The organism is Paractinoplanes ferrugineus (genome assembly GCF_016862195.1).
In the GTDB taxonomy this organism is placed as follows: domain Bacteria; phylum Actinomycetota; class Actinomycetes; order Mycobacteriales; family Micromonosporaceae; genus Actinoplanes; species Actinoplanes ferrugineus.
This window is the reverse complement of record NZ_BOMM01000073.1, coordinates 51823-72634: the sequence shown is the minus strand read 5'-3', so window position 1 is coordinate 72634 and position 20812 is coordinate 51823. Positions and strand designations below refer to the sequence as shown.

Sequence of the window (20812 nt, the reverse complement as noted above, 5' to 3'; positions counted from 1 at the left end):
CTGCCCGCAAATGGCAGATGCGGGGTGTCGGTGAGCGTGAAGCGCGGACGGCCGCCGGGCATGATGGACGTCGCCCGGTTGGCGGGGGTGTCCCATCAGACCGTCTCGCGGGTGCTCAACGAGCACAAGAACGTGAGCGAGCAGACCCGGCTCAAGGTACGGGCGGCGATTGCGGAGCTGGGCTACCGGCCCGACCGGGCGGCGAGAGCGCTGGTCACCGGCACCTCCCAGGTGATCGGCGTGGTCACGCAGAACTCGTCGCTCTACGGGCCGGCGTCGATGCTGACGGCCTTCGAGGAGGCCGCCCAGGCGACCGGCTTCGCGGTCAACGTGGGCAGCGTGCGCAGCCTCGACGAGCGCTCGATAAGCGACGCCGTGGAACGCCACCTCGACCAGCGGGTGGCGGGCCTGGTGGTCATCGCGCCGGTCGCCTCGGCCGGTCCCGCGCTGGCGAACCTGCACGCGGACGTCCCGCTGGTGACGATCGACGGCGACCCCGAGCGCTCGAGCACCCTGGTCACGGTGGACCAGGTGGCCGGCGCCCGGGCCGCCACCCGTCACCTGCTCGCCGCCGGGCATCAGACGGTGTGGCACATCTCCGGGCCGAGCGACTGGTTCGACTCGGCCGGGCGGGTGCGCGGCTGGGAGGCGGCGCTGCAGGAGGCCGGCGTCGAGATCCCGCCGCTTCTCACCGGCGACTGGAGCGCGGGCTCCGGCTATCGCAACGGCCAGCTGCTCGCCCGGCTGCCCGACGTGACGGCGGTCTTCACGGCCAACGACCACATCGCGCTGGGGCTGCTGCGCGCCCTCAACGAGCACGGCCGGCGGGTGCCCGCCGACGTGAGCATCGTCGGTTTCGACGACGTGCCGGAGGCGGCCTATTTCTCGCCGCCGCTGACCACGGTGCGCCCCGACTTCGCCGCGGTGGCCACGGCCACGCTGGAGTTGTTGATGACGCAGATCGAGTCGGGCACGTCGCGGATCGGCACCCGCCGCACGATCGCCCCGATGCTCGTCGACCGGGACAGCGTCGCCCCGCCCCGGGCCGGTGCCACGCATTGATCACGGCCAATGCGTCGGGTCCGAATCTCCGAATGGGAAAGATCGTGCCACTCCCATCTTGACAGCTCCGTTGTGATCGTTAACATTGCCGGAAACAACGTCGAAACCGCCGAGACGCTCCGCTTCTTGTGAACGTGAACATCCTCTCGGCCACGCCCGATGTTCGTTTGGTCGCCGGCCCGGCAGCCGGCGCACCCGACGCCAGGCCCGGGTCCGCCGGACGGACCACAGCGGCATCACGGCGGTCGGTGCCGGGCCGCGCGGCGACCGCGCAGAGACCCCCGCCGGGGCAATCAGGGGAGTGATGGTCCCGGCGGGTCAGCGCGTAGTCTTCCTCGCGTGCCGATGCTTCTGGTTCTCGACGGGAACAGCCTGCTGCATCGCGCCTACCACGCCGGCGTGCTCGAGGGCATCACGGCGCCCGACGGATCCCCGGTCTGGGCCCTGCGCGGCCTGATCGGCCATCTGGCCCGGGCCGCCGGTCACCTGCGGCCCGACGCGGTGCTGGTCGGCTTCGACTGCCCCGAGTCGTCGGCGCGCCGCACCCGGTTCCCCGGCTACAAGGCCCACCGCCCCGACAAGCCCGCCGACCTGACCGCCCAACTGCTGGCCGCTCCCCCGCTGCTGACCGACGCCGGCGTCTGCACCGTCGTCCCGCCCGCCTACGAGGCCGACGACGTGCTGGCCAGCGGGGCCGCCCTGGCCCGCGCGGCGGGCTGGGAGTCGGTGCTGATGACGAGCGACCGCGACGCCTTCGCCCTGATCGACGACACCACGTCGGTGCTGCGGGTCCGCAACGGCGGCTTCGACGAGGCCGTCCTGATCGACGCGGACGGCCTGCCCGGCCTCTACGGCGTGCGTCCCGCGCAATACCGGGACTTCGCCGCGCTGCGCGGCGACCCTTCCGACAACCTCCCGGGGGTACGCCGGTTCGGCGCCACCACCGCGAAGAAGCTGCTGACCGCGTTCGGCACCGTGGAGGCCGCCTGGGACGCGCCCGAGGCCGACCTGCGAGCCGCCGTCGGCGACCAGGCCGCCACCCACTTCATCGCCGCGACAGCCCGCGAGACCATCGAACGCAACCGCAGCCTGATGAGCATGCGCCACGACCTCGACCTGCCCGCCCTGGCCGACGCCCGGCTGCCGCTCGACTACCTGACGATGCGCCAGGCCCTGCGAGCCCGCGGCATCAACCTGGGCCCCTCCCTGTGGGCCCTGGTCGGCGGAGCTCCCCCACCCCCGGCCGCCGACGGCGAACCCCCCGCCGACGAGATGCCCGAGCTGCGCCCCTGGACGTTCCGCGGCGGCCTCACCGCCCGCCGCGACCCGACCCCCGGCCAGCTCGCCCTCTTCTGACCCCCGACCGCCGGGCCGAGCCGACCGCCGGGCCGAGCCGACCGCTCTGCCCGCTGTCGGCCGCTCCCGAGCCGACAGCGGGCCGGCCACGTGGGGTCAGCCGCCGGGCCGGCCACGTGGGGTCAGCCGCTGGTCAGTCGCAGCGGCACGGCCAGCAGCACGGCGAAGGCCAGCACGGCCAGCGCGACCCGGTATTTGCGCAGCCCGCGGTACCAGGGCAGCGCCCACAGGCCGAGCCACAGGATTCCGAACGCGACAGTGTGCTGCGCGATCATCCGCAGCACCGCTTCCTCACAGCCGTTGTCGGCGAGCACGTCACCGCAGACGCCCGGGGAATTGTCGTCCGAGGCCGTCACGAAGAACGCGAGCACGACCGCGATCATCGGCGCCACCAGCAGCGTCACGATCGGCGTGATCAGCCACCACATGTCCGCGCGCCGGTCGAAGCCCACCACCACCGGCTCGTCGTCGAAGTCGTCGTCCGTCGCCACGACCTCGGGCACATCCGGATAGGTCCCGGCGAACGGAAGCTCCGCCGGATCGACCGGTCGCCCCGTCGGAGCATGCGTGAACGCCGCCCCGTCGACCAGGTCGACCAGGTCGTCCGCCGCATCACCCAGCGCTGCCCCCGGCTGGGCGGCCGGCAAAAACGCCGCATCCTCCGGCGCGGCCGGCGACGGAGCAGGCTCGGCCTCCCGGGTCGCCGGCGGGGCGGTCCGCGACGGGGCGAGCTCCGGCTTCGAGGGCTGGGACGGTTCCGGCTTCGAGGGCTGGGGCGGTTCCGCGGCCGGTGGCGGGTCGCTCGGCGCGGCGTCGTTCGCGATCTTGTCCCCGGTCATGAGCGAGCACCCTAGTCGTTGTCCGGCCGGGTCGGCAGCCCTGGGTTCCCGCCGCATTCGCGGACCATGAGGCGTTCCCGCACGCCGGAGCGGCCCGGGTGCGGCTGCCGCCGATCGGTGAGCCGGAACCCGTGCCGCAGGTAGAGGCGCTCGGCCACCACGTTGCCTTCGGCGACCCAGAGCTCGACCGGTCGCGTCCCGGCCCAGCGGAGGACCTCGCCGATCAGCAGGTCGCCGACGCCTCGGCCGCGCCACTGTGGACGCACCCACATGCTGTAGAGCTCCACCGTGCCGTCGGGCGCCCACGCGCCGATCATTCCGGCGTCGTCGCCGGCGAGGAGTTTCAGCCCGAGCGGAGCGGCGAGCCAGGCCCGCCAGTCGGCCTCGGTGTAGCCCGCTTCCTTGGCGAGCGTGGACGCGAAGGCGTCCGGGGTGTCGGCGAGCGCGGCCAGCCGCATGTCACGCCAGGTCCGCCAGTCGTCGGCCCCGAGCCGGCGTGGTGGGAAGCTCATCCACCGATCCTTCCGAGGGGTGCCGGGCGACGCGGCGATCGGGCGGGAACGGATCGGGTCTCAGGACGGCATCGTCGCGGCGAGAGCCGTCAAGGCCTTGGCGGCTCCGGTGGTCAGTGGCGTGCCGTGGCCGGGGAGGATCGCCTTGATGTCCATGCCGGCCAGTTTGCGGACGGAGGCCGCGGCCTTGACCTCGTCGGCGGTGTATCGCGGGTCGGAGCCCTGCAGTCCCTCCGTGGTGCGCAGGGCGTCACCCGCGACCAGGATGCCGGTGGTGGGCTCGAAGACGGAGATGTGGCCCAGGGTGTGGCCGGGGGTCTCGACGATGCGCATGCCGAAGACCTCGTCGCCCTCCTTGAGCGGCTTCAACGGCTTGTCGGAGATGATCGACGACAGGTCGCCGGCGCCGGCGTAGATCGTGCCCTGCACGTGCGGGGCCACCTCGCCCAGGCCGCCCACATGGTCGTCGTGCAGGTGGGTCAGCACGATGTGCTTGACCGCGCCCCAGCCCACGCCCGCACCCTTGAGGCCGGTCTCGATCGCCGACTCGGAACCGGTCACGCCGAGGTCCACGATGGCCGCTTCCTGGCCGCGCACCAGGATGTAGGCCGACACGTAGGACATGTTGACCTGGCGCCAGTCGCCGGCCACCGCGCCGCCGGCGGCCGGAGCGGGGGTCTCCGAGGCGGCCGGGCCAGGGCCGGCGGAGGAGTCGGAGCAGGCGGTCAGCACCGCGACGCCGAGGACCCCGGCACCGCCCGTGAACAGCAGTCTGCGTCTCATGCCCACCGATTATCGGCGCGTCGGGCGGAGAGCGCTGCCCGTCCGGACAATCAGGCGTTACTGCGGTGATACCGGGACAGATCGTCGAGAGCTTGGCTCAGCGTCACCCGCGAGGACGCCGCCTCCGGGTGGGGTGCCAGGTGGGTGAGACGGTCCCGGCGGGCTTCGAGCATGAAGGGTACGGTCTGCGCCACGTACTGCCGCACCGCGCCGATCCGGCGCCGCAACTCGCTCTCGAAGGCCGCCGTGATCTGTTCGAGCACGCCGTCCCGCCAGACCTCGAGGTCCCCGGCCCGCCACCAGCCGGCACCGGCCGAGGCGACGATGCCGGCCGCCACCGCGGGCGCCCCGGTCAGCACCGACACGACCAGCGCCGAGCCGGTGACCAGGCCGGCGACGGTGGGCAGCAGATCGAGCGCACGGGGCCTGGCCGCGTCGGGTGTGCGCAACCGCAGGTCGGCCTCGGGGCCGGGCGGGACGAGCACGTCGTCGCGCAGCCCGTCGCGCAGGACCTCCAGGACGAGCCCCTGGGCGAACTCGAGCGAATCCACGGCGGCGGCGGTGAGCGCGGCGAGCAGCACGGCCGGGCGGGGCGGCAGCGGGACGGCGGCCGCGGCGGCGGCGAAGCGGTCGGTGGCGGACTGTCTGGCCTGCTCCAGGCGGGCGCCGAGCCGGCCGCCCGCGTCGAGCAGGGTGGTGAGCACGGCGATGTCCTCGTCGACACGCGACGCCGGGCCGGTGATCCGGTCGAGGTGGGTGAGCAGGGACCGGGTGACGGCCGCGGTGATCCGGGCCTGGTTGGCCGCGCGCATCACCGCGGCGCCGGCCGCCGCGTCGTACTGGGTGCGGTCGACCAGCTGGCGCACGCCGGCGCCCTCGGTCAACCGGATCGCCGCGGTGTGCGGGGTGCCGGGCCGGCCGGCCCGGTCGGCGAGATGGGCCGAGACGGTGTGCACGGCGAAGCGGGCCAGTTCGGGGCGCTCGCCCAGCCGGCGGCGGGTCTCGGCGACGGCACGGCCGTTCGCCGGCATCTCGATCTTGTTGATGGCGATCGCGACCGTCGGCACCCGGCGGCCGGCCTCGACCAGGAAGTCGACGCCGGCCGGGGCCAGCGGGCGGGTGGCGTCGCAGACGTAGAGCAGGGCGTCGGCCTGGCGCAGCGCGGCGAGGGTGGTGGGATCGGGTTCGCCCGGCGAGTCGACGAGGACCAGTTCGCGCAGCACCGGCACGTCGAGCCGGACCTCCACGCCGACCACCGCGGCGGCGATCTCCGACGAGGTCACATGGGCGTGCAGGTCGCGTACGTCGGCGGCGAGGCGGCGGGGGGTGCCCGGATCAGCCGGGTCGGCGAGCAGGACGGTGGCGGAGTCGGCCGCGCCGTAGCGGAACTCCACCCAGCAGCCGGTCGACGCCGGGCTTGTCCCGGGCCGCCCGAGCAGGCTGTTGACCAGGCTCGACTTGCCGGCACCGGGCGAGCCGGCCACCATGATCCGCATGCGGCGCATCAGGTTGCCGGCGCCGATCGGGCCGGGCAGCCGGCCCGCGAGGTCGTCGCGCCCGAGGGCGATGGCCTCGGCCCGCACGGCGGCGATCAGTTCGGCGAGCCCCGCACCGGGATCGGACACGCAGCACCTCCATCCCGGCGGGTACCCGCGATCCACGATCGACAAGCTGACCGGAAAACCAGCCTTTCCAACGTAGAGCGGACACACATCCGCCGGACGGACAGCGAAAAGTCCCGATCAGAGGTTGCCGATCGGGGAAACACTTGTCACCGCGCATGAATGAGTGTCCGGAACTTCCGGGGCGGAAACCCTCCGGCCGGGCGGCGCGACGCCGATGGAACTGCGTGTCTCCCGCCGACAGGTCCGCCGAGCTGGACCGCCTGGAGGACTGGACCGGCCTCGACCCCCGGGGCCGGGCCGCCCGGGCCGCCGAGCTGGAGCTGGCCGCGGCGGCGGCCGGGGACGGGCCGGCCGAGATGCGGGCCCGGCTGGTCCAGGCCGACGTGGCCGAGCGGGCCGGCGCGCTCAAGTCCGCCGTGGCGACGATGTGGCAGGTCAACGAGTGGGCGCATCGCCATCACGACCGCTATCTGATCGCGCGTAGTCACCTGCTGCTCGGGCGTACCTACCGCAACATGGGTGACGTGGCGGCGCTGCTGGAGCACGCGGTCGCCGCCGTCGAGCACCTGGACGACTCGGTCCCGCCGCGCCGGCGCCTGCCGTACATCGTCAAGTACGCGGACGCGCTCACCGAGACCGGCTCGATCGAGGCCGCGCGGGACCGCTACCGGCAGGCCGCCGAGCTGGCCCGGCACTCGACCGACGTCCGGGACGAGGTGCTGGTCCTCAACAACCACGCGTACGCCGAATATCTGTCGGGCGAGCCGGAGCGCGCCTGGGAGCTGATCGAGCGGATGCGGGCGGCCGCGTCGGCGAAGGGTCACCGGCTGGACCCGAACGACCTGGACACCGTCGCCAACGTGCAGATCGCGCTGGGCCGTCACGCCGAGGCCGAACAGACGATCCTGGACGCGATAAACGCGTACCCCGAAGGTCATCAGGAAGCCGACGCCCTGCCGGAGTTCCTGCTGACCCTCGCGGTGACGCGGCGCCTGCAGGGCGCCGCGGCCGCCGCCCGCGAAACCCTCGCCGAGTGCCGGGCACTCGGCGAGACCCATGGGCACGGTGAGATCCTGGTGCGGGTCTTCCAGGAGCAGGCCGAGCTGTACGCGGCGGACGGCGACTATCGGCGCGCCTTCGAGGAGCACAAACGTTTCCACGCCGCCGAGAAGCGGGTGCTCGAGGAGCAGCGGGAGGCTCACGCGCGTACCCGGCAGGCCCTGTTCGAAGTCAACGAGGCGAGGCAGGAAGCCGAGCGGTTCCGCGAGCAGGCCCGCCGTGACCCGTTGACCGGGCTGCGTAACCGCCGCTACGTCGACGAACACCTGCCGGTGCTGATCGGCCAGGCCCAGGCGCGCGGTGATCAGCTGTGGGCGGCGGTGCTGGACCTCGACCACTTCAAGCGGATCAACGACAGCTGCTCGCACGAGACCGGCGACCAGGTGCTCGTCATGGTGGCGGCGCTGCTCGCCGACACGGTGGCCGGCAGCGGTGAGCCGACCGCCTTCGCGGCCCGGCTCGGTGGCGAGGAGTTCCTGCTCGTGCTGGGCGGGCACGAGCACGACGAGGCGCTGGGCGAGCTGGACCGGCTGCGCCGCCGGGTGGCTGCTCACCCGTGGTGGCCGGCGGTCGGCGAACTGCCGGTGACGGTCAGCATCGGGGTGGCGGGCGTGCTCGCCGACAGCACCCAGTCGACCCTGCTCGCCCGCGCCGACGAGCAGCTCTACGAGGCGAAGCGGGCCGGGCGCAACCGGGTGCGCACGGCCAGCCGCTCCCGGCTCGGGGCCGCCACAGTTGGTGCACGGCATGTGTAATCTTTCAGGGCCATGGAGACGTCGTCGTCCTACCGCGATTCCAATCGTGCCCGCCTGCGGCGGGCGTTGATCCGGGCCGCGCGCGACCTCACGGTCGAGCACGGCTGGGAGAGCGTGCGGATGCTCGACGTGGCCAAGGCGGTCGGGGTCTCCCGCCAGACGGTCTACAACGAGTTCCGGGGACGCGCCGGTCTGGCCGAGGCGCTGACCCTCAGCGAGGTGCGCCAGTTCGCCCAGCGGGTGCGCGGCGCGCTGTTCGAGCACGGCGCCGACGTGCGGGCGGCCGGCTACGCGGCGATCCTGCTGACCCTCGACGAGGCCGCCCGCAACCCGCTCGTCCAGGCCGTCCAGGCCGGCGGCCGGGGCGGCACCGACGAGCTCCTGCCCGCCCTGACGACCCGGCCGGAGATCGTGCTCGCCGAGGCCGGCGGCGTGCTGCGCGAGTGGACCGCGGCCTTCCTCCCGACCCTCCCGGCCGACGTCGTCACGACCGCGGTCGACGCGGTGATCCGGCTGACGGTGAGCCACATCCTGCTCCCCCGCGACACCCCGGCGGCCTCCGCGACCGCGCTTGCCGAGGTGTTCGTCCGCCTGCTGAAGCCCTGACCGCGCGCGTGGCGCATCCCGGACCAGCCGGAGACGGGCTCCGGCTCGATCTCGTGGAATCATCACCGAAGGTAACGATTCGCCGAGAGCCGAGCGCGCGTCCTCTGCGGCAGAAGAGTGCGACCCATCAAGCCCTGACCACTCGTAAATCCAGATTGGCTTCTGGTTGTTGCCTCTCGCCGATGCGAAGTATTCCTCTGGCATCTCGAGCCCTTGCCGTCTAGCGGCTGCGTGAGCATTCTGGTCCAACTCGCGCAGAAATTCCGTCACTTCGTCGCGTGACAATTCCAGCGTCCTATAGATTCGGTGTTATTAGGCATCGAGCGCCTTCAGTTGCTAATGTCGCGTCCTGCCACGAGTGACCCGACGCGGCCACTCGCTCCCCTCACCCTGCCGCTTCGCCAGCGCTTGCTTTGGGGCAGTTGTGGACCTCGATGAGAGAGTTGTAGTTGCGCGCAGGCTGACGGCCAAGTCGCATGACATCGACGCGACCACGGAGGTAAGCCACGGCGCCAGGTGAACAGTCAACGCTTACCAAAAAAGTAGAAGGGGTAGCCCGCATGCCGTCCGCGCTTGACACGGGCAACCTGACCGCTTCGACACGCGTGCCTAGATCGCGATCGTGATGCTGATCTGGACGCGGCACCTCCAGAGCCGCGGCTTGCAGCAGACCATCGGCGTTGCGTTTGGGCGTGGTTGTCGACATGCGACAACACCCTCCCAGGCAGTCACCACTTGATCGATCGCTCCCAAGGCCGCGCCTCTCTTCCACATCTAACTTGGCTTTGCTAAGGTCGTTGTTGTCTAGTTGTTAGACAATAGGCGTGAAAGTTCATCGTCTAGACGCTAGACAACGAAAGTTCTAGAAGAGTGAAGGGCATCCCGCCATGCCAACTTCTGAAAACCTGAACGCCTGCATCCAAGAGGTCGTCTGGGCGGTTTCCCGCTGGCGGGAGGCTACGGCTCAGGTGGCGCTGGTACGCCCCGAGGTGGATGCCGCTATTAGTCGCGCAGTGGCTGCCGGGCGCGCCCTGCGTCAGCGCGGCGTGCAGTCGAGGATCGAACGGGAGACCGGACTGGCGCATGCGACCGTGCATGCGGCAAGCCGCGAAGCGGATGGGCGTTCGTTTGAGCCGTTGAGTGCTGCCCAGAGAGCGCTACTCGCCTTGGTTTTGCATCACCCCGTCAGGTACTTGAAGACAGTCGGTCATTTCGCCCGCGCCGGAACATTGTCACAGGCCCGCGACCTGTCGGACTTGGTTATAGGTCTGATGCGAATGCATTCTGTTTCACCGGCGGACAGTCGCTTCCTTGGTCGCTACGTCGATCTTCTCCCCGAGTCAGGCGAAGATGCTGATGTAAGGCACGCTTACACGGTCTTGCTGGCCGAGGCGCTGCCAACCCGCGGCGACGATGCGGCCTCACAACTCATGAGCGCGATAAACCGGGAGGCCAAGTTGGGCCTCGAATTACCTATTTCGGCTTAGACGGGTAACTGCCCGAATGCCATCATCTGCGCGCTATTAAGATTGCTGAGGAGCAAGTGATGCCAATCCGAATTTTGGCTATGGCCTGCCTGTTCTTGTTCGGCACAGACGTCGGCCTGACGACAGGAATACTCGCCTTTTGGTCTGGGTCCACGATTCCTATCTGCCTCATGTCCGGCGCCGGAGCACTTGGGTCAACTGTTCTTGTCGGCGCCGCCGTCTGGGCAGTGATTGTCACCAAGGTGTGAACTCGTCGCACTCAACTCGGCATGACCGCGCGTCCGCCGCTGCAATTGGGCGTACGCAGCGTGACGGCCGGCCAGGTCCCGAGCGCGATCGGCGGCAGAAGCGGATGCCGCACTGGGCCGGCGGAGTCCGCTGTCGGCCGAGTGCTGACCGCTGTGTTGCCGGGACGAGCCAACCGTAGCGCTGCCATGATCGCTAGGTGGACGAGCCGTACCGACCATTCGCTCTGCGCGTCATGGCTGAACATATCGGCGATGACGGCGTCTGAGACGCCGGCGACGTGCCGGGCGCCGCCCGCCGGACCACAGCCCACCAGGGGAACTCCAGGTCGGCAGAAGTCGTATCGAGCACCCGAAGGTGAGCCGGAGCCTAGAGGCGGGTCGCGGCGCGGACCAGGCCGGCCAAGGCGCGCGAGCGGCTGTGCGGGGGCCACGCGATGACCGTGGTGACCCGGGGGGCGTCCGGGACCGGGACGGCGGCCAGGTCGCCGCGCAGCTGGGAGCGGCACGACTCGGGCAGGACGGCCGTCGCCCGGCCTAGGGCGATCAGCTGCAGCAGCTGGGCGTGGTCGCGGACCTCGGGGCCGGGGCCGGCCGGGTAGGAGCCGTCGAAAAGCGGCCAGCGCGGGAGCGGCAGGCCCGACTCCTCGGTCACCTCGAGCATGCTCAGCGCGGTCCGCACACTCAGCGGATGACCGGCCGGCAGGACCGCCACCTGACCTTCGGTGGACAGGCTCTCGGTGTCGAAACCGGACGTCGAGTCGAACGGGCGGTGCAGCAGGGCCACGTCGGCCCGGCCGTCCCGGAGCGAGCGCTCCTGCTGGGCCACACCGGACAGTTGCACGTCGACCGGCACCGCGCCGGGCTCGGCGGCGTACGCGTCGAGCAGTTTGGCCAGCAGCTCCGCCGACGCCCCGGCCTTGGCCACCAGCACCAGGCCCGGCCGGCCGGTCGCGGCCCGGCGGGTGCGGCGCTCGGCCGCGTCGACCGCGTCCAGGGCCGCCTTCGCCTCGCGCAGCAGCACGGCGCCCGCCTCGGTGAGGGTCACGCTGCGGCTCGTCCGGGTCAGCAGTTCGGCGCCGAGGCGGCGCTCGATCTGCTGGATCGCCCGGGACAGGGGTGGCTGCGCGATGCCCAGCCGGCGGGCCGCCCGGCCGAAGTGCAGCTCCTCGGCGACCGCGACGAAGTAGCGCAATTCCCGCGTCTCCATCCCGCCAAGTTACTCCGCGACCGATACCTCGGCAGTATCGCCGGGGACCCAGACGGTGTTGGCCCGGACACCGTCCGGGGCGAAGGATCGAAGGCATGAGCGAACGGACAATCGCGCTGGTCACCGGCGCGAACAAGGGCATCGGGTACGAGATCGCGGCCGGCCTGGGCCGGCTCGGCTGGACCGTCGGGGTCGGCGCCCGGGACAGCGAACGCCGGGAGACCGCCGTGGCCAAGCTGCGGGCGGCCGGCGCGGACGCGTTCGGGGTGCCGCTCGACGTCACCGACGACGCCCAGGTCGCCGCCGCGGCGGCCCTGATCGGGGAGCGGGGCGGGCGGCTCGACGTACTCGTCAACAACGCGGCCGTGACCGGCGGCACGCCGCAGGAACCGACGCTGGTCTCCGCCGACATCATGCGGACCGTGGTCGAGACCAACGTGATCGGCGTCATCCGGGTCACCAACGCGATGCTGCCGCTGCTGCGCCGCTCGGCCGCTCCCCGCATCGTCAACATGTCGAGCACGGTGGGCTCGCTGACCCGGCAGGCCGCGAACGGCGGCGACACCGGCCCGGTCTCCGCCGCGTACGCCCCGTCGAAGTCCTTCCTGAACGCCGTCACGATCCAGTACGCCAAGGAGCTGGCCGGCACGAACATCCTGATCAACGCCGGTTGCCCCGGCTTCACCGCGACCGACCTCAACGGATTCCGCGGCGTCCGCAGCGCGGAGCAGGGCGCCGCCATCGCCGTCCGGCTCGCCACCCTGCCCGACGACGGCCCCACCGGCGGCTTCTTCGACGACGAGGGCACCGTCGCCTGGTGACCCGGCCCCCGAGGCCGGGCCGGGTCAACCGGGCGGGCTCAAGAGGGGCGGGCTCAAGAGGGGCGGGCTCAACCGGGGCGGGCTCAAGCGGGCGGGCCGGCGGGTTCGACGCGGTATCGGTCGACCAGGCCGGCCAGGATGTCGCGGGTCTGGTTCAGACAGTCGATCCGGGACTCGACCCGCGCCAGTTCGGCACCGAGCCGGGTGGCCAGCCAGGGGGTGCGGGCCGAGGCCTCGCTGACGCACGGGAGGACCTCGGCGATGGTGGCGCTGTTCAGGCCGGCGGCCAGCAGGGACTGGATCACCTTGACCCGCTCGACCGACACCGGCGGGTAGCGCCGCTGGCCGCCCGGGGTGCGCTCGGAGGTCAGCAGGCCCTGGTCCTCGTAGTAGCGCAGGGACCGGGCGCTCGCACCGGTCGCCGCGGACAGATCGCCTATTCGCATGAGCTGACTCACAAACCCTCGAAGCTCACATCCATGTCAGGTTTTACCGTACCGGCATGAGCGCAGCACTGGAGATCCTCAACCGCCCCACCGTCCTCGGCAAGCTGGCCCTGAGCAACCGGTTCGTGATGGCGCCGATGACCCGCAAGCGGTCCCCCGGCGGGGTGCCGACCGCGGCGAACGCCGCCTACTACCGGCGCCGTGCCGAAGGGGGCGTCGGGCTGATCATCACCGAGGGGGCGCTGATCGGGCACCCCAGTGCCAGCCACGAGGACGACGTCCCCCGGCTCACCCCGGGTGCCGCCGAAGAGGGGTGGCGCCTGGTCACCGGCGAGGTGCACGCCGCCGGTGGGCGGATCGCGGCGCAGATCTGGCATCTCGGCGGGGAGCGGCGCCCGGCGGAGACGGCCTGGACGCCGGATCGCCTCGACGATCAACAGATTCGGGAACTGCTGATCGCGTACGCGGAAAGCGCCCGTACCGCCGCCCGCGCCGGTTTCGACGCGGTGGAGATCCACGCCGCGCACGGTTATCTGCTCGACGAGTTCCTCTGGCCGCGCACGAACCACCGCGCCGACCGGTTCGGCGGCTCGCCGGAGCGCCGGGCCGCGTTCCCGGCCGAGGTGATCCGCGCGGTCCGGGCCGCCATCCCCGCCGACATGCCGCTGATCGTCCGGTTCTCCCAGTTCAAGGAACGCGATCACGCGGCCCGGATCGCCGACACGCCGGACGAGCTCGGGGCGATCCTGGGCGTGTTCGCGGCGGCCGGCGCGGACGTGCTGCACGCCTCGCAGCGCCGTTTCTGGGAGCCGGCCTTCGTCGGTGACCCGGCCAATCTCGCGGCGTGGGCGAAACGCCTGACCGGCCTGCCGGTGATCACCGTGGGCTCGGTCGGGGTGCCGCGGCTGCCGGTGGACGACCTCGGCGCGGACCTGGTGGCGCTGGGCCGGGTGCTGCTGGGCAACCCCGACTGGGTCCGGCTGGCGACCAGCGGCCGGATGCGGGAGATCCGGCCCTACACCAAGGCCGACGAGGACCTCTACTACTGACGGCGCCGGCGCGGTCAGCTGTTGCGCCGGGCGATGGCGCCGTTCAGGGCGGTGGCGAACAGGCACCAGGCCGCGTACGGCACGAGTGTCGCGGCGGCGGTGCGGTCGTGGCGGGCGGTCCGGCGGATCAGGTCCAGGTTGCTGGCGTCGAGCACGAGGGTGCCGGCGAGCCCGGCGTGGACGCTGCGCCGGTGGAAGAACAGCCAGTTCCAGGCGGCGTTGACGGCGAGATTGGTGCCGAACGCGGCGATCAGTTCGCGGCGGTCGCGGCCCCGGGTGCGCAGCAGGGCGTGCCCACCGGCGTACGCGATGCTGGCGTAGAGCGGTGTCCAGACCGCCCCGAACGCCCAGGACGGCGGCTGCCAGGAGGGCTTCGACAGGGTCTGGTACCAGCGGGTGCCGGTGTTCACCGCGACCGAGCCGGCGGCCGCGGTGGCGGTCACGGCGGCGGTCGTGGCGGTGTAGGTGAGCCAGCGTCGCGTACTCATAGTTTGCTTCTTTCCCGCGAATCGGCAGCGGAATCATCCCCGCGCTTGCTGGAATCGGTATATGACGCCCGAAACAACGCCAAGGGCCGCATTGCGGGCCTGGCGCGATGGCCTGGTGAACCTCGACGCCGGGAACCGGCTGATCAACTTCAGGCGGTCCGAGACCGGCGCGGTGGAGATCGCCGGGCCGCCGCCGGCGGTGATCGTGGGCGCGCTGCGCGCGGGCGGCGAGCACGGCTTCGCGGGTGAGGGCGAGTTCTTCCGCACCGGGCTGGAACCGCACGCGCTCGGCACCGTCCTGCGCCGGCTGATGCGCAAGGCCCGGCAGGACTTCCTCGACCGGGGCGTCGACGCGTTGCACCTGTCGGTCGGCACGCTGCACTGGCGCGACGAGGAGGGCGCCGCGTTCGCCAGCCCGCTGCTCCTGCTGCCGGTGGAGCTGACCGCGGCGGGACCGGCCGACCTGCCGAGGCTCCGGGGCCGCGAGGACGATCCGGTGGTCAACCCGGCCCTCGTACTCCGGATGCGGCTGCTGGGGGTGGAGCTGCCCGCCGTCGACTCGCTCGCCGAGCTGGACCTGACCGAGTTCCTGACCCGCACCCGGGCCGTGACGGCGGGCCGGGACCGGTGGCGCGTCGACGAGGCGGTGGTGCTGTCGACGTTCAGCTTCCACAAGGAGGCGATGTACCGCGACCTGCAGGACAACGAGGACCGGATCGCCGATCACCCGCTCGTCCGCAAGCTCGCGTTCCTGGCCGGCGCCGCCGATTTCACGCCGATCGAGGACGTGGACCGGCTCGCCCCGCCCGAGGAGGTGCCGCTGGTCCTCGACGCCGACGCGTCCCAGCGGGCCTGCGTGGCCGCGGCCACCGCCGGGCACAGCTTCGTGCTCGACGGACCGCCCGGCACCGGCAAGTCGCAGACCATCGCCAACATGATCGGCTGCCTGATGCACGCCGGGAAACGGGTCCTGTTCGTCTCCGAGAAGGCCGCCGCGCTCGAGGTGGTGCGCAACCGCCTGGCCGACGTGGGCCTCGACGGCTACCTGCTCGAACTGCACAGTCACAAGGCCACCCGCAAGGAGGTGGCGCGAGGCCTGGCCGACGCGCTGGACGCCCCGCCCGCGTCGCCCCCGGCGGGCCAGGTCGGTGCGGCACGGGCGGCCCGCGAGGGCCTGTCCGCGTACGCCGAGGCGATGAACGAGGTACGCGAACCGCTCGGCGCCGGCCTGCACGAGATCCTCGGCCGGTGCGCCGAGCTCGACGGGGTGCCGGCCGCCCCGGCCCCGCCGCCGGTCGCGCTCACCCCGGAGACGCTGCGGCAGATCCGCGACGCCGCCGATCGGCTGGCCCGGTCGTGGCGGCCGGCCGCCCTCGGCGACGCGTTCGCCTGGCGCGAGGTCACCGAGCCCGAGCCGCTCGACGGGCGACTGCGGCGGGCCGAGCACGCCCTGCGCGAGCTGTCCGGCGCGGCCGCCCCCGGCGCCGCGCTCGCCGCCGCGTTCGGCCTGACCCGCCCGAGCGCCGCGGCCCAGCTCGCCGCCCTCGCCGGGCACGCCGCCACGCGACCGGCCGGGGTGCGCGACGAGTGGCTCACGATGCCCAGCCTGCGCCCGGTGCGCCGGGCCGCCGGCGAACGCGGCCGGCACCTCGCCACCCTCCGGCAGGCGCGGGAGGCGCTGCGCGCGGCCGCCGGTGTCGAGTGCGAGGACCTGCCCGCCGACCTGGCGCCGGTGCAACGGGCGCGGACCCGGCCGCCCGCGGTGGACCCGGTGTCGCTGACCGCCGAGGGGGCGGCCGGCCTGGCCCGCCGTTTCACCGACGACGCCGCCCTGCTCGAGGAGCGGATGCGCGACGCCGCCCGGATCACCTCGGCGCTCACCCTGCCGGCCGCGGCCACGTCCAACGACGTGGCCCGGATCGTGGCGATCTGCGAGCTCGGCGGCCGGGCCAACCGGCCGGAGCCGTACTGGTTCGGCGCCGGCGGCCTCGCCAAGGCCAACACCGCGGTGGCCGCGCTGCGCCGGGCGGTGGAGTCGCTGACCGCCGCCGAGGGGCAGGCGCGCCGCTACTTCCACGAGTCGATCCTCGACCAGCCCGTCGAGGAACTGTCCGACCGGCTCACCAAGGGCCACCGGGGCCTGTTCCGCAAGCTGTTCGGGGCCTACCGCCGGGACTACGAGGCGGTCGCCGCGTTCGCGCTGCCCACCCAGTCGGCCGCCGACGCGGTCGCGCACCTCGGCACCGCCGTCGCCTGGCGGGCCGCCCGGCGCGACCTCGCCGCCGCCGAACGCGAGCACGCCGCGGTGCTCGGCCGGTTCTGGCGCGGCGCCGCCACCGACCTCGCCGCGCTCGACGAGGCCCTGCAGGTCGCCGCGGATCTGCTGCGGTGGACGCCGCCGCAGGCCATGCCGGCCGTCATCGACCACGTGTGCGCGCCGGCGCCCGACGAGGAACTGCTGCGCGCGGCCGGCACCGTCTCGGCCGCGATCGCCCGCTGGCAGGCCACCCTGCGCCCGGCCCCGGAACCGGCGGCCCGGCCGGACCTGGCGCACGGCACCGTGCGGGACGCGATCGCGTGGCTGCGCGCCAACGCGACGCCGCTGACCGCCACCGCCCGGTTCGTCGCGGCCTACGACGAGGCCACCGGCCGTACCCTCGACCTGGCCGGCGCCGAGCACCTCGCCGGTCTGCGCGAGGCCGTGGTGGCCGCCCTGCCCGGTGTGTCGGGCATCCCGGACGTCGACGAACCGGCCGCCCTCGACTGGGCCGACGAGGCGCGCCGGCTCGCCACCGGCAGCGCCGACAAACCGTTGACCGCCGCCCAGGCCGCCGCGCTGGCCGGGGCGGCGGCCGCCGCCCCGATAGCGGCCGGCCTCGCCGCCAAGGCGGCCGCCTGGACCACGGCGCGCGACGCGGTGGCCACCGCGTTCGGGTCCGCCCGGCGGGCCGCGCTCGTCGAGTCGCTCGAGGACTACGAGCGGGGGCCGGTCCTGCTCCGGGAGCTGCGGGAGGACGCCGGCGGGCAGGAGGAATGGTTCAGCCACGTCGCCGCCCGCGAGGTGCTGTCCGGCTTCGGGCTCGACGACGCGATCGCGTTCTGCGCCGGCGAGCGGGTGCCGGCCGAGCAGCTGCGGGCCGTCCTCGAACGGGCGGTGCTGCGCTCCTGGGCCGACGACGTGCTGCGGCGCGACCAGCGTCTGCAGCCGGTGCGCGCGGCCGAGCGTACCCATCTGGTCGAGGAGTTCCGCACCCTCGACCTGGACCTGATCGCCTCGGCACCGGCCCGCATCGCCGCGGTCCTCCACGCCGCCCGGGCGTCGATGCCCGCCGAGGAGACCGCCCTGCTGCGGCGGGAGGGGCGCAAGGAGACCCGGCATTCGGCCGTACGCGATCTGCTCGGCCGGGCCCGCAACGCCGTGCTCGCGATGAAGCCGGTCTTCCTGATGTCACCGCTCGCGGTGAGTCAGTACCTGCCGCCGGACCTCGAGTTCGACGTGGTGATCTTCGACGAGGCGTCGCAGGTGACGCCGGCCGACGCGATCAACTGCATCTACCGGGCCCGCGCCCTGGTCGCGGCGGGTGACGACAAACAGCTGCCGCCGACGACGTTCTTCGAGAGCACCGCCGACTCCGAGGTCGGCGACTTCCAGTCGATTCTGGAGCTGGCCAAGGCGTGCGGCGCGTTCCCGAGTCTCGGTCTCGCGTGGCACTACCGGTCGCGGCACGAGGCCCTCATCGCGTTCGCCAACCAGGCGTTCTACCAGGGCCGCCTGGTCACCTTCCCGGCCGCCCGGCCGGCCCGCACCGACGGGGTGCACCTGATCGCCGCCGACGGCGTCTATCGGCGCGGCACCACCCGCGACAACCCGGTCGAGGCGGCGGTGGTCGCCGGGCGCGTCATCGCCTCGCTCACCGAACGCCCCGACCTGTCGCTGGGCGTCGTCACGTTCTCGGTCGCCCAGGCCGACGCGATCACGGCCGCCCTCGAACACGCCGTCGCCGACCACCCCGGGCTGCTCGGGCTCCTCGACGGGGACCGGCTCAACGGCTTCTTCGTCAAGAGTCTCGAATCGGTGCAGGGCGACGAGCGCGACGTGATGATCTTCTCGATCGGGTACGGCCACGACGAGCACGGCCGGATCAGTACGAACTTCGGGGCGCTCAGCCGGCCGAACGGGTGGCGCCGGCTCAACGTGGCGATCACCCGGGCCCGCCGCCGGGTGGAGATCGTCTCGTCGATCCGGGCCCGGGACATCCCGGCCGGTGCCAACGAGAGCGTCCGGCACCTGGCCGCCTATCTGGACTTCGCCGCCTCGGCCGGGTCCGCCGCCGGGTCCGCCGCCGGCGCGCTGGGCGCCCTGGAGTCGTCGGTGCGCGCGGCCATCGAGTCGTGGGGCTATCAGGTGCACACCCGGATCGGCTCGGGCGGCTACCGCCTCGACATCGGCGTGCTGCACCCCGGCGGCGACGGCACCGGCTACGCGCTCGGCGTCGAGTGCGACGGCCCGATGTACCACTCGTGCGCGGCCGCCCGGGACCGTGACCGGCTGCGGTCCGCGGTGCTCGAGGGCCTCGGCTGGACCCTGCACCGGGTGTGGGGCACGGCCTGGTACCGCAACCGCGCCGAGGAGGAGGCCCGGCTGCGCGCGGCGATCGAGAAGGCAGTGACGGCCGCCGATCCGCCGGCCCGCGCCCCGCATCGCCGGCCGGATCTGCTGCGGCTCCTGCCGGTGTCCTGACGGCCGCCGGGCTTTACTCCGCGATCTTTGATGTCGACTGTATTGACTCACGCTGAGTTGATGTCCAGCATGGTCCGGGTGACGGTCGGAACTGGGGGTCCGGCGCACGCCGCCCCGATCAGCTGCGTCGCCTTCCGGGCCGACGGCGGGCGCCTGGCGAGTGGCTCGCACGACCGCAGCGTGATCGTCTGGGACACCACGGACCCGGGCCGGTCCACCATGGTGACCGAGTTCGGCCACCATGCGGCGGTGCTGTCGGTGGCCTTCAACCCGGCCGCCGCCGATCTGCTGGCCGTCGGCACGGCCGACGGCACCGCGGCGGTGTGGCGGGTCGTCGACGACCGGCCGCCGTCGCTGATGAAACTGCTCGCCGGCCATCCCGGCGCGGTCACCTCGGTGGCGTGGATGCCCGACGGGCAACACCTGATCTGCCAGATCGCCGAGTCGCGGGCGGTGGTGTGGCACGCGTTCGACGAGACCTACCTGGGTGAGCTGCCCGATTGCGTACGCCTCGCGGTCTCCCCGCACGGCCTGGTCGCCACCGTCGGCAGCGACCGCCTGGTCGCGGTCCGTGACCTCTGGCGCGACCCGGGCCGGATCACCTACCTGCCGGCCGCCGCCGTCGAGGACTGCGCCTGGTCCCCCGACGGCAGCACCCTGGCGCTGGCCGGCGACAACGGCTCGGTCGAGCTGCTCGACCTCGATCTGGCCCCGGTCCGCTCGGTGCGGGTCAGCGACTCCCCGCTGCGCGCGATCACCTGGTCCACCGACGGCACCGGCCTGATCGCCGGCACGTACGAACCGGCGCTGCTGGCCCTCGACGGGGTGGGCCGCCCCCGGTGGCGCCGGACCGACCCACGGCTGTGGCCGCGCTGCGTGGCCGCGGCCGCCGGCCGGGTGGCCTCGGCGACCTTCGCCGGCCGCCCCCACCTGATCACCCGGTCCCCGGCCGTCACCACGCCCCCGGCACCGGAGCCGACCGCCCGGTTCCGCGCCGGGGTGGTCACCGCGACCGGCCGCATCGTGACCGCCGGCCCGCCCGGCGAACGCCACCCGCTGTGGGAGCACGAGACCCGGGTGGCGGCGGTGGCCGCGGCCGGCGACCGCGTGATCGTCTCGGCCGCCCACCGCGACGTCCGGGTGATGCTGCTGGCCGGCAACGACCTGGCCGTGGAGCGGGGCCTCACCCTGCGCGCCCCGGAGCCGGTCAAGGCGGTCGCGGTGCTGGGCGCGCCGGAGGCCCCGGTGGTGGTGGCGGCCTCCCACGACTTCCGCCTGTTCTCCTGGCAGCTGGCCTGGCACGGCATGCCGACCGGCCCGCGGCTGATCGGCGAGTTCGGGTTCGGCATCGCGGCCCTGACCCGCCTCGACGACCACCGCCTGACCGCCACCGACCACCACGGCGAGATGGTGATCCTCGCCCTGGGCGCCGACGGCGCCCTGTCCACCTAGGCCTCCGACAGCCGCGCCAGGTGGCAGCATGCCGGCCAGGTCAGGGCGTTCCAGCGCGCCGTCGCCGGCAGACGAGCTCGGCCTCGACGCGGCGCAGGGTGACGTTGACGGCGTCGATCGCTCCCGGATCGTCCACGATGCCGTCGAGTGCCTGGCTCCAGCCCTCGCGCAGGCGCCGCAGATTTTCCTGGGCCCGCTCGATGGGATGGAGGCGGCATATCGCCCGTCGCGCTCGTCGACCTCGCGACGGACGAGGCCCGTCGCTCCGGGCCACCG

The 20812-nt window shown here is 73.0% G+C and carries 16 protein-coding genes; 9 read left to right on the top strand and 7 right to left on the bottom strand.

The features are described from left to right. The first annotated feature begins 60 nt into the window (after positions 1 to 60). Entirely contained in the window at positions 61 to 1062 is a 1002-nt protein-coding gene (locus Afe05nite_RS38215; protein ID WP_203822224.1) for a LacI family DNA-binding transcriptional regulator, read from the top strand. 345 nt (positions 1063 to 1407) lie between these two features. Beyond that, on the top strand, positions 1408 to 2418 hold the full coding sequence (locus Afe05nite_RS38210; RefSeq protein WP_203822223.1) for a 5'-3' exonuclease: 1011 nt from the start codon (positions 1408 to 1410) through the stop codon (positions 2416 to 2418). A gap of 122 nt (positions 2419 to 2540) precedes the next feature. On the opposite strand, the gene Afe05nite_RS38205 is transcribed toward Afe05nite_RS38210, so the two are convergent. Genes Afe05nite_RS38205 through Afe05nite_RS38190 form a run of 4 tightly spaced genes read right to left on the bottom strand, consistent with a single transcriptional unit; the run spans position 2541 to position 6177 of the window. After that, the gene (locus tag Afe05nite_RS38205) at positions 2541 to 3257 is read right to left on the bottom strand and encodes a hypothetical protein (protein WP_203822210.1); all 717 of its coding nucleotides are present in this window, start codon (positions 3255 to 3257) and stop codon (positions 2541 to 2543) included. 11 nt (positions 3258 to 3268) lie between these two features. Next, positions 3269 to 3769 (bottom strand): GNAT family N-acetyltransferase, encoded by a 501-nt coding sequence (locus tag Afe05nite_RS38200; RefSeq protein WP_203822209.1) that lies wholly within the window; start codon positions 3767 to 3769, stop codon positions 3269 to 3271. 60 nt (positions 3770 to 3829) lie between these two features. Further along, positions 3830 to 4552, bottom strand: coding sequence for an MBL fold metallo-hydrolase (locus Afe05nite_RS38195; RefSeq protein ID WP_203822208.1), 723 nt, complete (start codon positions 4550 to 4552; stop codon positions 3830 to 3832). Between the two features lie 50 nt (positions 4553 to 4602). After that, the gene (locus tag Afe05nite_RS38190; protein ID WP_203822207.1) at positions 4603 to 6177 is read right to left on the bottom strand and encodes a dynamin family protein; all 1575 of its coding nucleotides are present in this window, start codon (positions 6175 to 6177) and stop codon (positions 4603 to 4605) included. Between the two features lie 224 nt (positions 6178 to 6401). Here Afe05nite_RS38190 and Afe05nite_RS38185 point away from each other — a divergent pair, with 224 nt between their 5' ends. The 3 genes from Afe05nite_RS38185 to Afe05nite_RS38175 all read left to right on the top strand — a co-directional run bounded on the left by Afe05nite_RS38185 (position 6402) and on the right by Afe05nite_RS38175 (position 10084). Then, on the top strand, positions 6402 to 7991 hold the full coding sequence (locus Afe05nite_RS38185; protein WP_203822206.1) for a GGDEF domain-containing protein: 1590 nt from the start codon (positions 6402 to 6404) through the stop codon (positions 7989 to 7991). A 12-nt stretch (positions 7992 to 8003) separates the two neighbouring features. Beyond that, the gene (locus Afe05nite_RS38180) at positions 8004 to 8597 is read left to right on the top strand and encodes a TetR/AcrR family transcriptional regulator (RefSeq protein WP_203822205.1); all 594 of its coding nucleotides are present in this window, start codon (positions 8004 to 8006) and stop codon (positions 8595 to 8597) included. An 887-nt stretch (positions 8598 to 9484) separates the two neighbouring features. Beyond that, a complete protein-coding gene (locus Afe05nite_RS38175) occupies positions 9485 to 10084 on the top strand; it encodes a hypothetical protein (protein ID WP_203822204.1) in 600 nt (199 codons plus the stop codon). Positions 10085 to 10699: 615 nt separating this feature from the next. On the opposite strand, the gene Afe05nite_RS38170 is transcribed toward Afe05nite_RS38175, so the two are convergent. Continuing rightward, entirely contained in the window at positions 10700 to 11539 is an 840-nt protein-coding gene (locus Afe05nite_RS38170) for a LysR family transcriptional regulator (RefSeq protein ID WP_203822203.1), read from the bottom strand. Between the two features lie 95 nt (positions 11540 to 11634). On the opposite strand from Afe05nite_RS38170, the gene Afe05nite_RS38165 reads away from it, so the two are divergent. Further along, complete coding sequence (locus tag Afe05nite_RS38165) at positions 11635 to 12360, top strand: SDR family oxidoreductase (protein WP_203822202.1); 726 nt, start codon at positions 11635 to 11637, stop codon at positions 12358 to 12360. 83 nt (positions 12361 to 12443) lie between these two features. Here Afe05nite_RS38165 and Afe05nite_RS38160 read toward each other — a convergent pair whose 3' ends face one another. Beyond that, on the bottom strand, positions 12444 to 12806 hold the full coding sequence (locus Afe05nite_RS38160; protein WP_203822201.1) for a MerR family transcriptional regulator: 363 nt from the start codon (positions 12804 to 12806) through the stop codon (positions 12444 to 12446). Between the two features lie 56 nt (positions 12807 to 12862). Between Afe05nite_RS38160 and Afe05nite_RS38155 the strand changes: the two genes are divergently transcribed. Further along, the gene (locus Afe05nite_RS38155; protein ID WP_203822200.1) at positions 12863 to 13855 is read left to right on the top strand and encodes an oxidoreductase; all 993 of its coding nucleotides are present in this window, start codon (positions 12863 to 12865) and stop codon (positions 13853 to 13855) included. A 14-nt stretch (positions 13856 to 13869) separates the two neighbouring features. Here the strand turns inward: Afe05nite_RS38155 and Afe05nite_RS38150 are convergent, their stop codons facing one another. Beyond that, positions 13870 to 14343, bottom strand: coding sequence for a TspO/MBR family protein (locus tag Afe05nite_RS38150; protein ID WP_203822199.1), 474 nt, complete (start codon positions 14341 to 14343; stop codon positions 13870 to 13872). Positions 14344 to 14404: 61 nt separating this feature from the next. Between Afe05nite_RS38150 and Afe05nite_RS38145 the strand changes: the two genes are divergently transcribed. Both Afe05nite_RS38145 and Afe05nite_RS38140 read left to right on the top strand, forming a co-directional pair. After that, the gene (locus Afe05nite_RS38145; RefSeq protein WP_203822198.1) at positions 14405 to 19084 is read left to right on the top strand and encodes a PDDEXK-like endonuclease domain-containing protein; all 4680 of its coding nucleotides are present in this window, start codon (positions 14405 to 14407) and stop codon (positions 19082 to 19084) included. Positions 19085 to 19144: 60 nt separating this feature from the next. Beyond that, the gene (locus tag Afe05nite_RS38140) at positions 19145 to 20536 is read left to right on the top strand and encodes a WD40 repeat domain-containing protein (protein ID WP_203822197.1); all 1392 of its coding nucleotides are present in this window, start codon (positions 19145 to 19147) and stop codon (positions 20534 to 20536) included. Positions 20537 to 20812 lie beyond the last annotated feature (276 nt).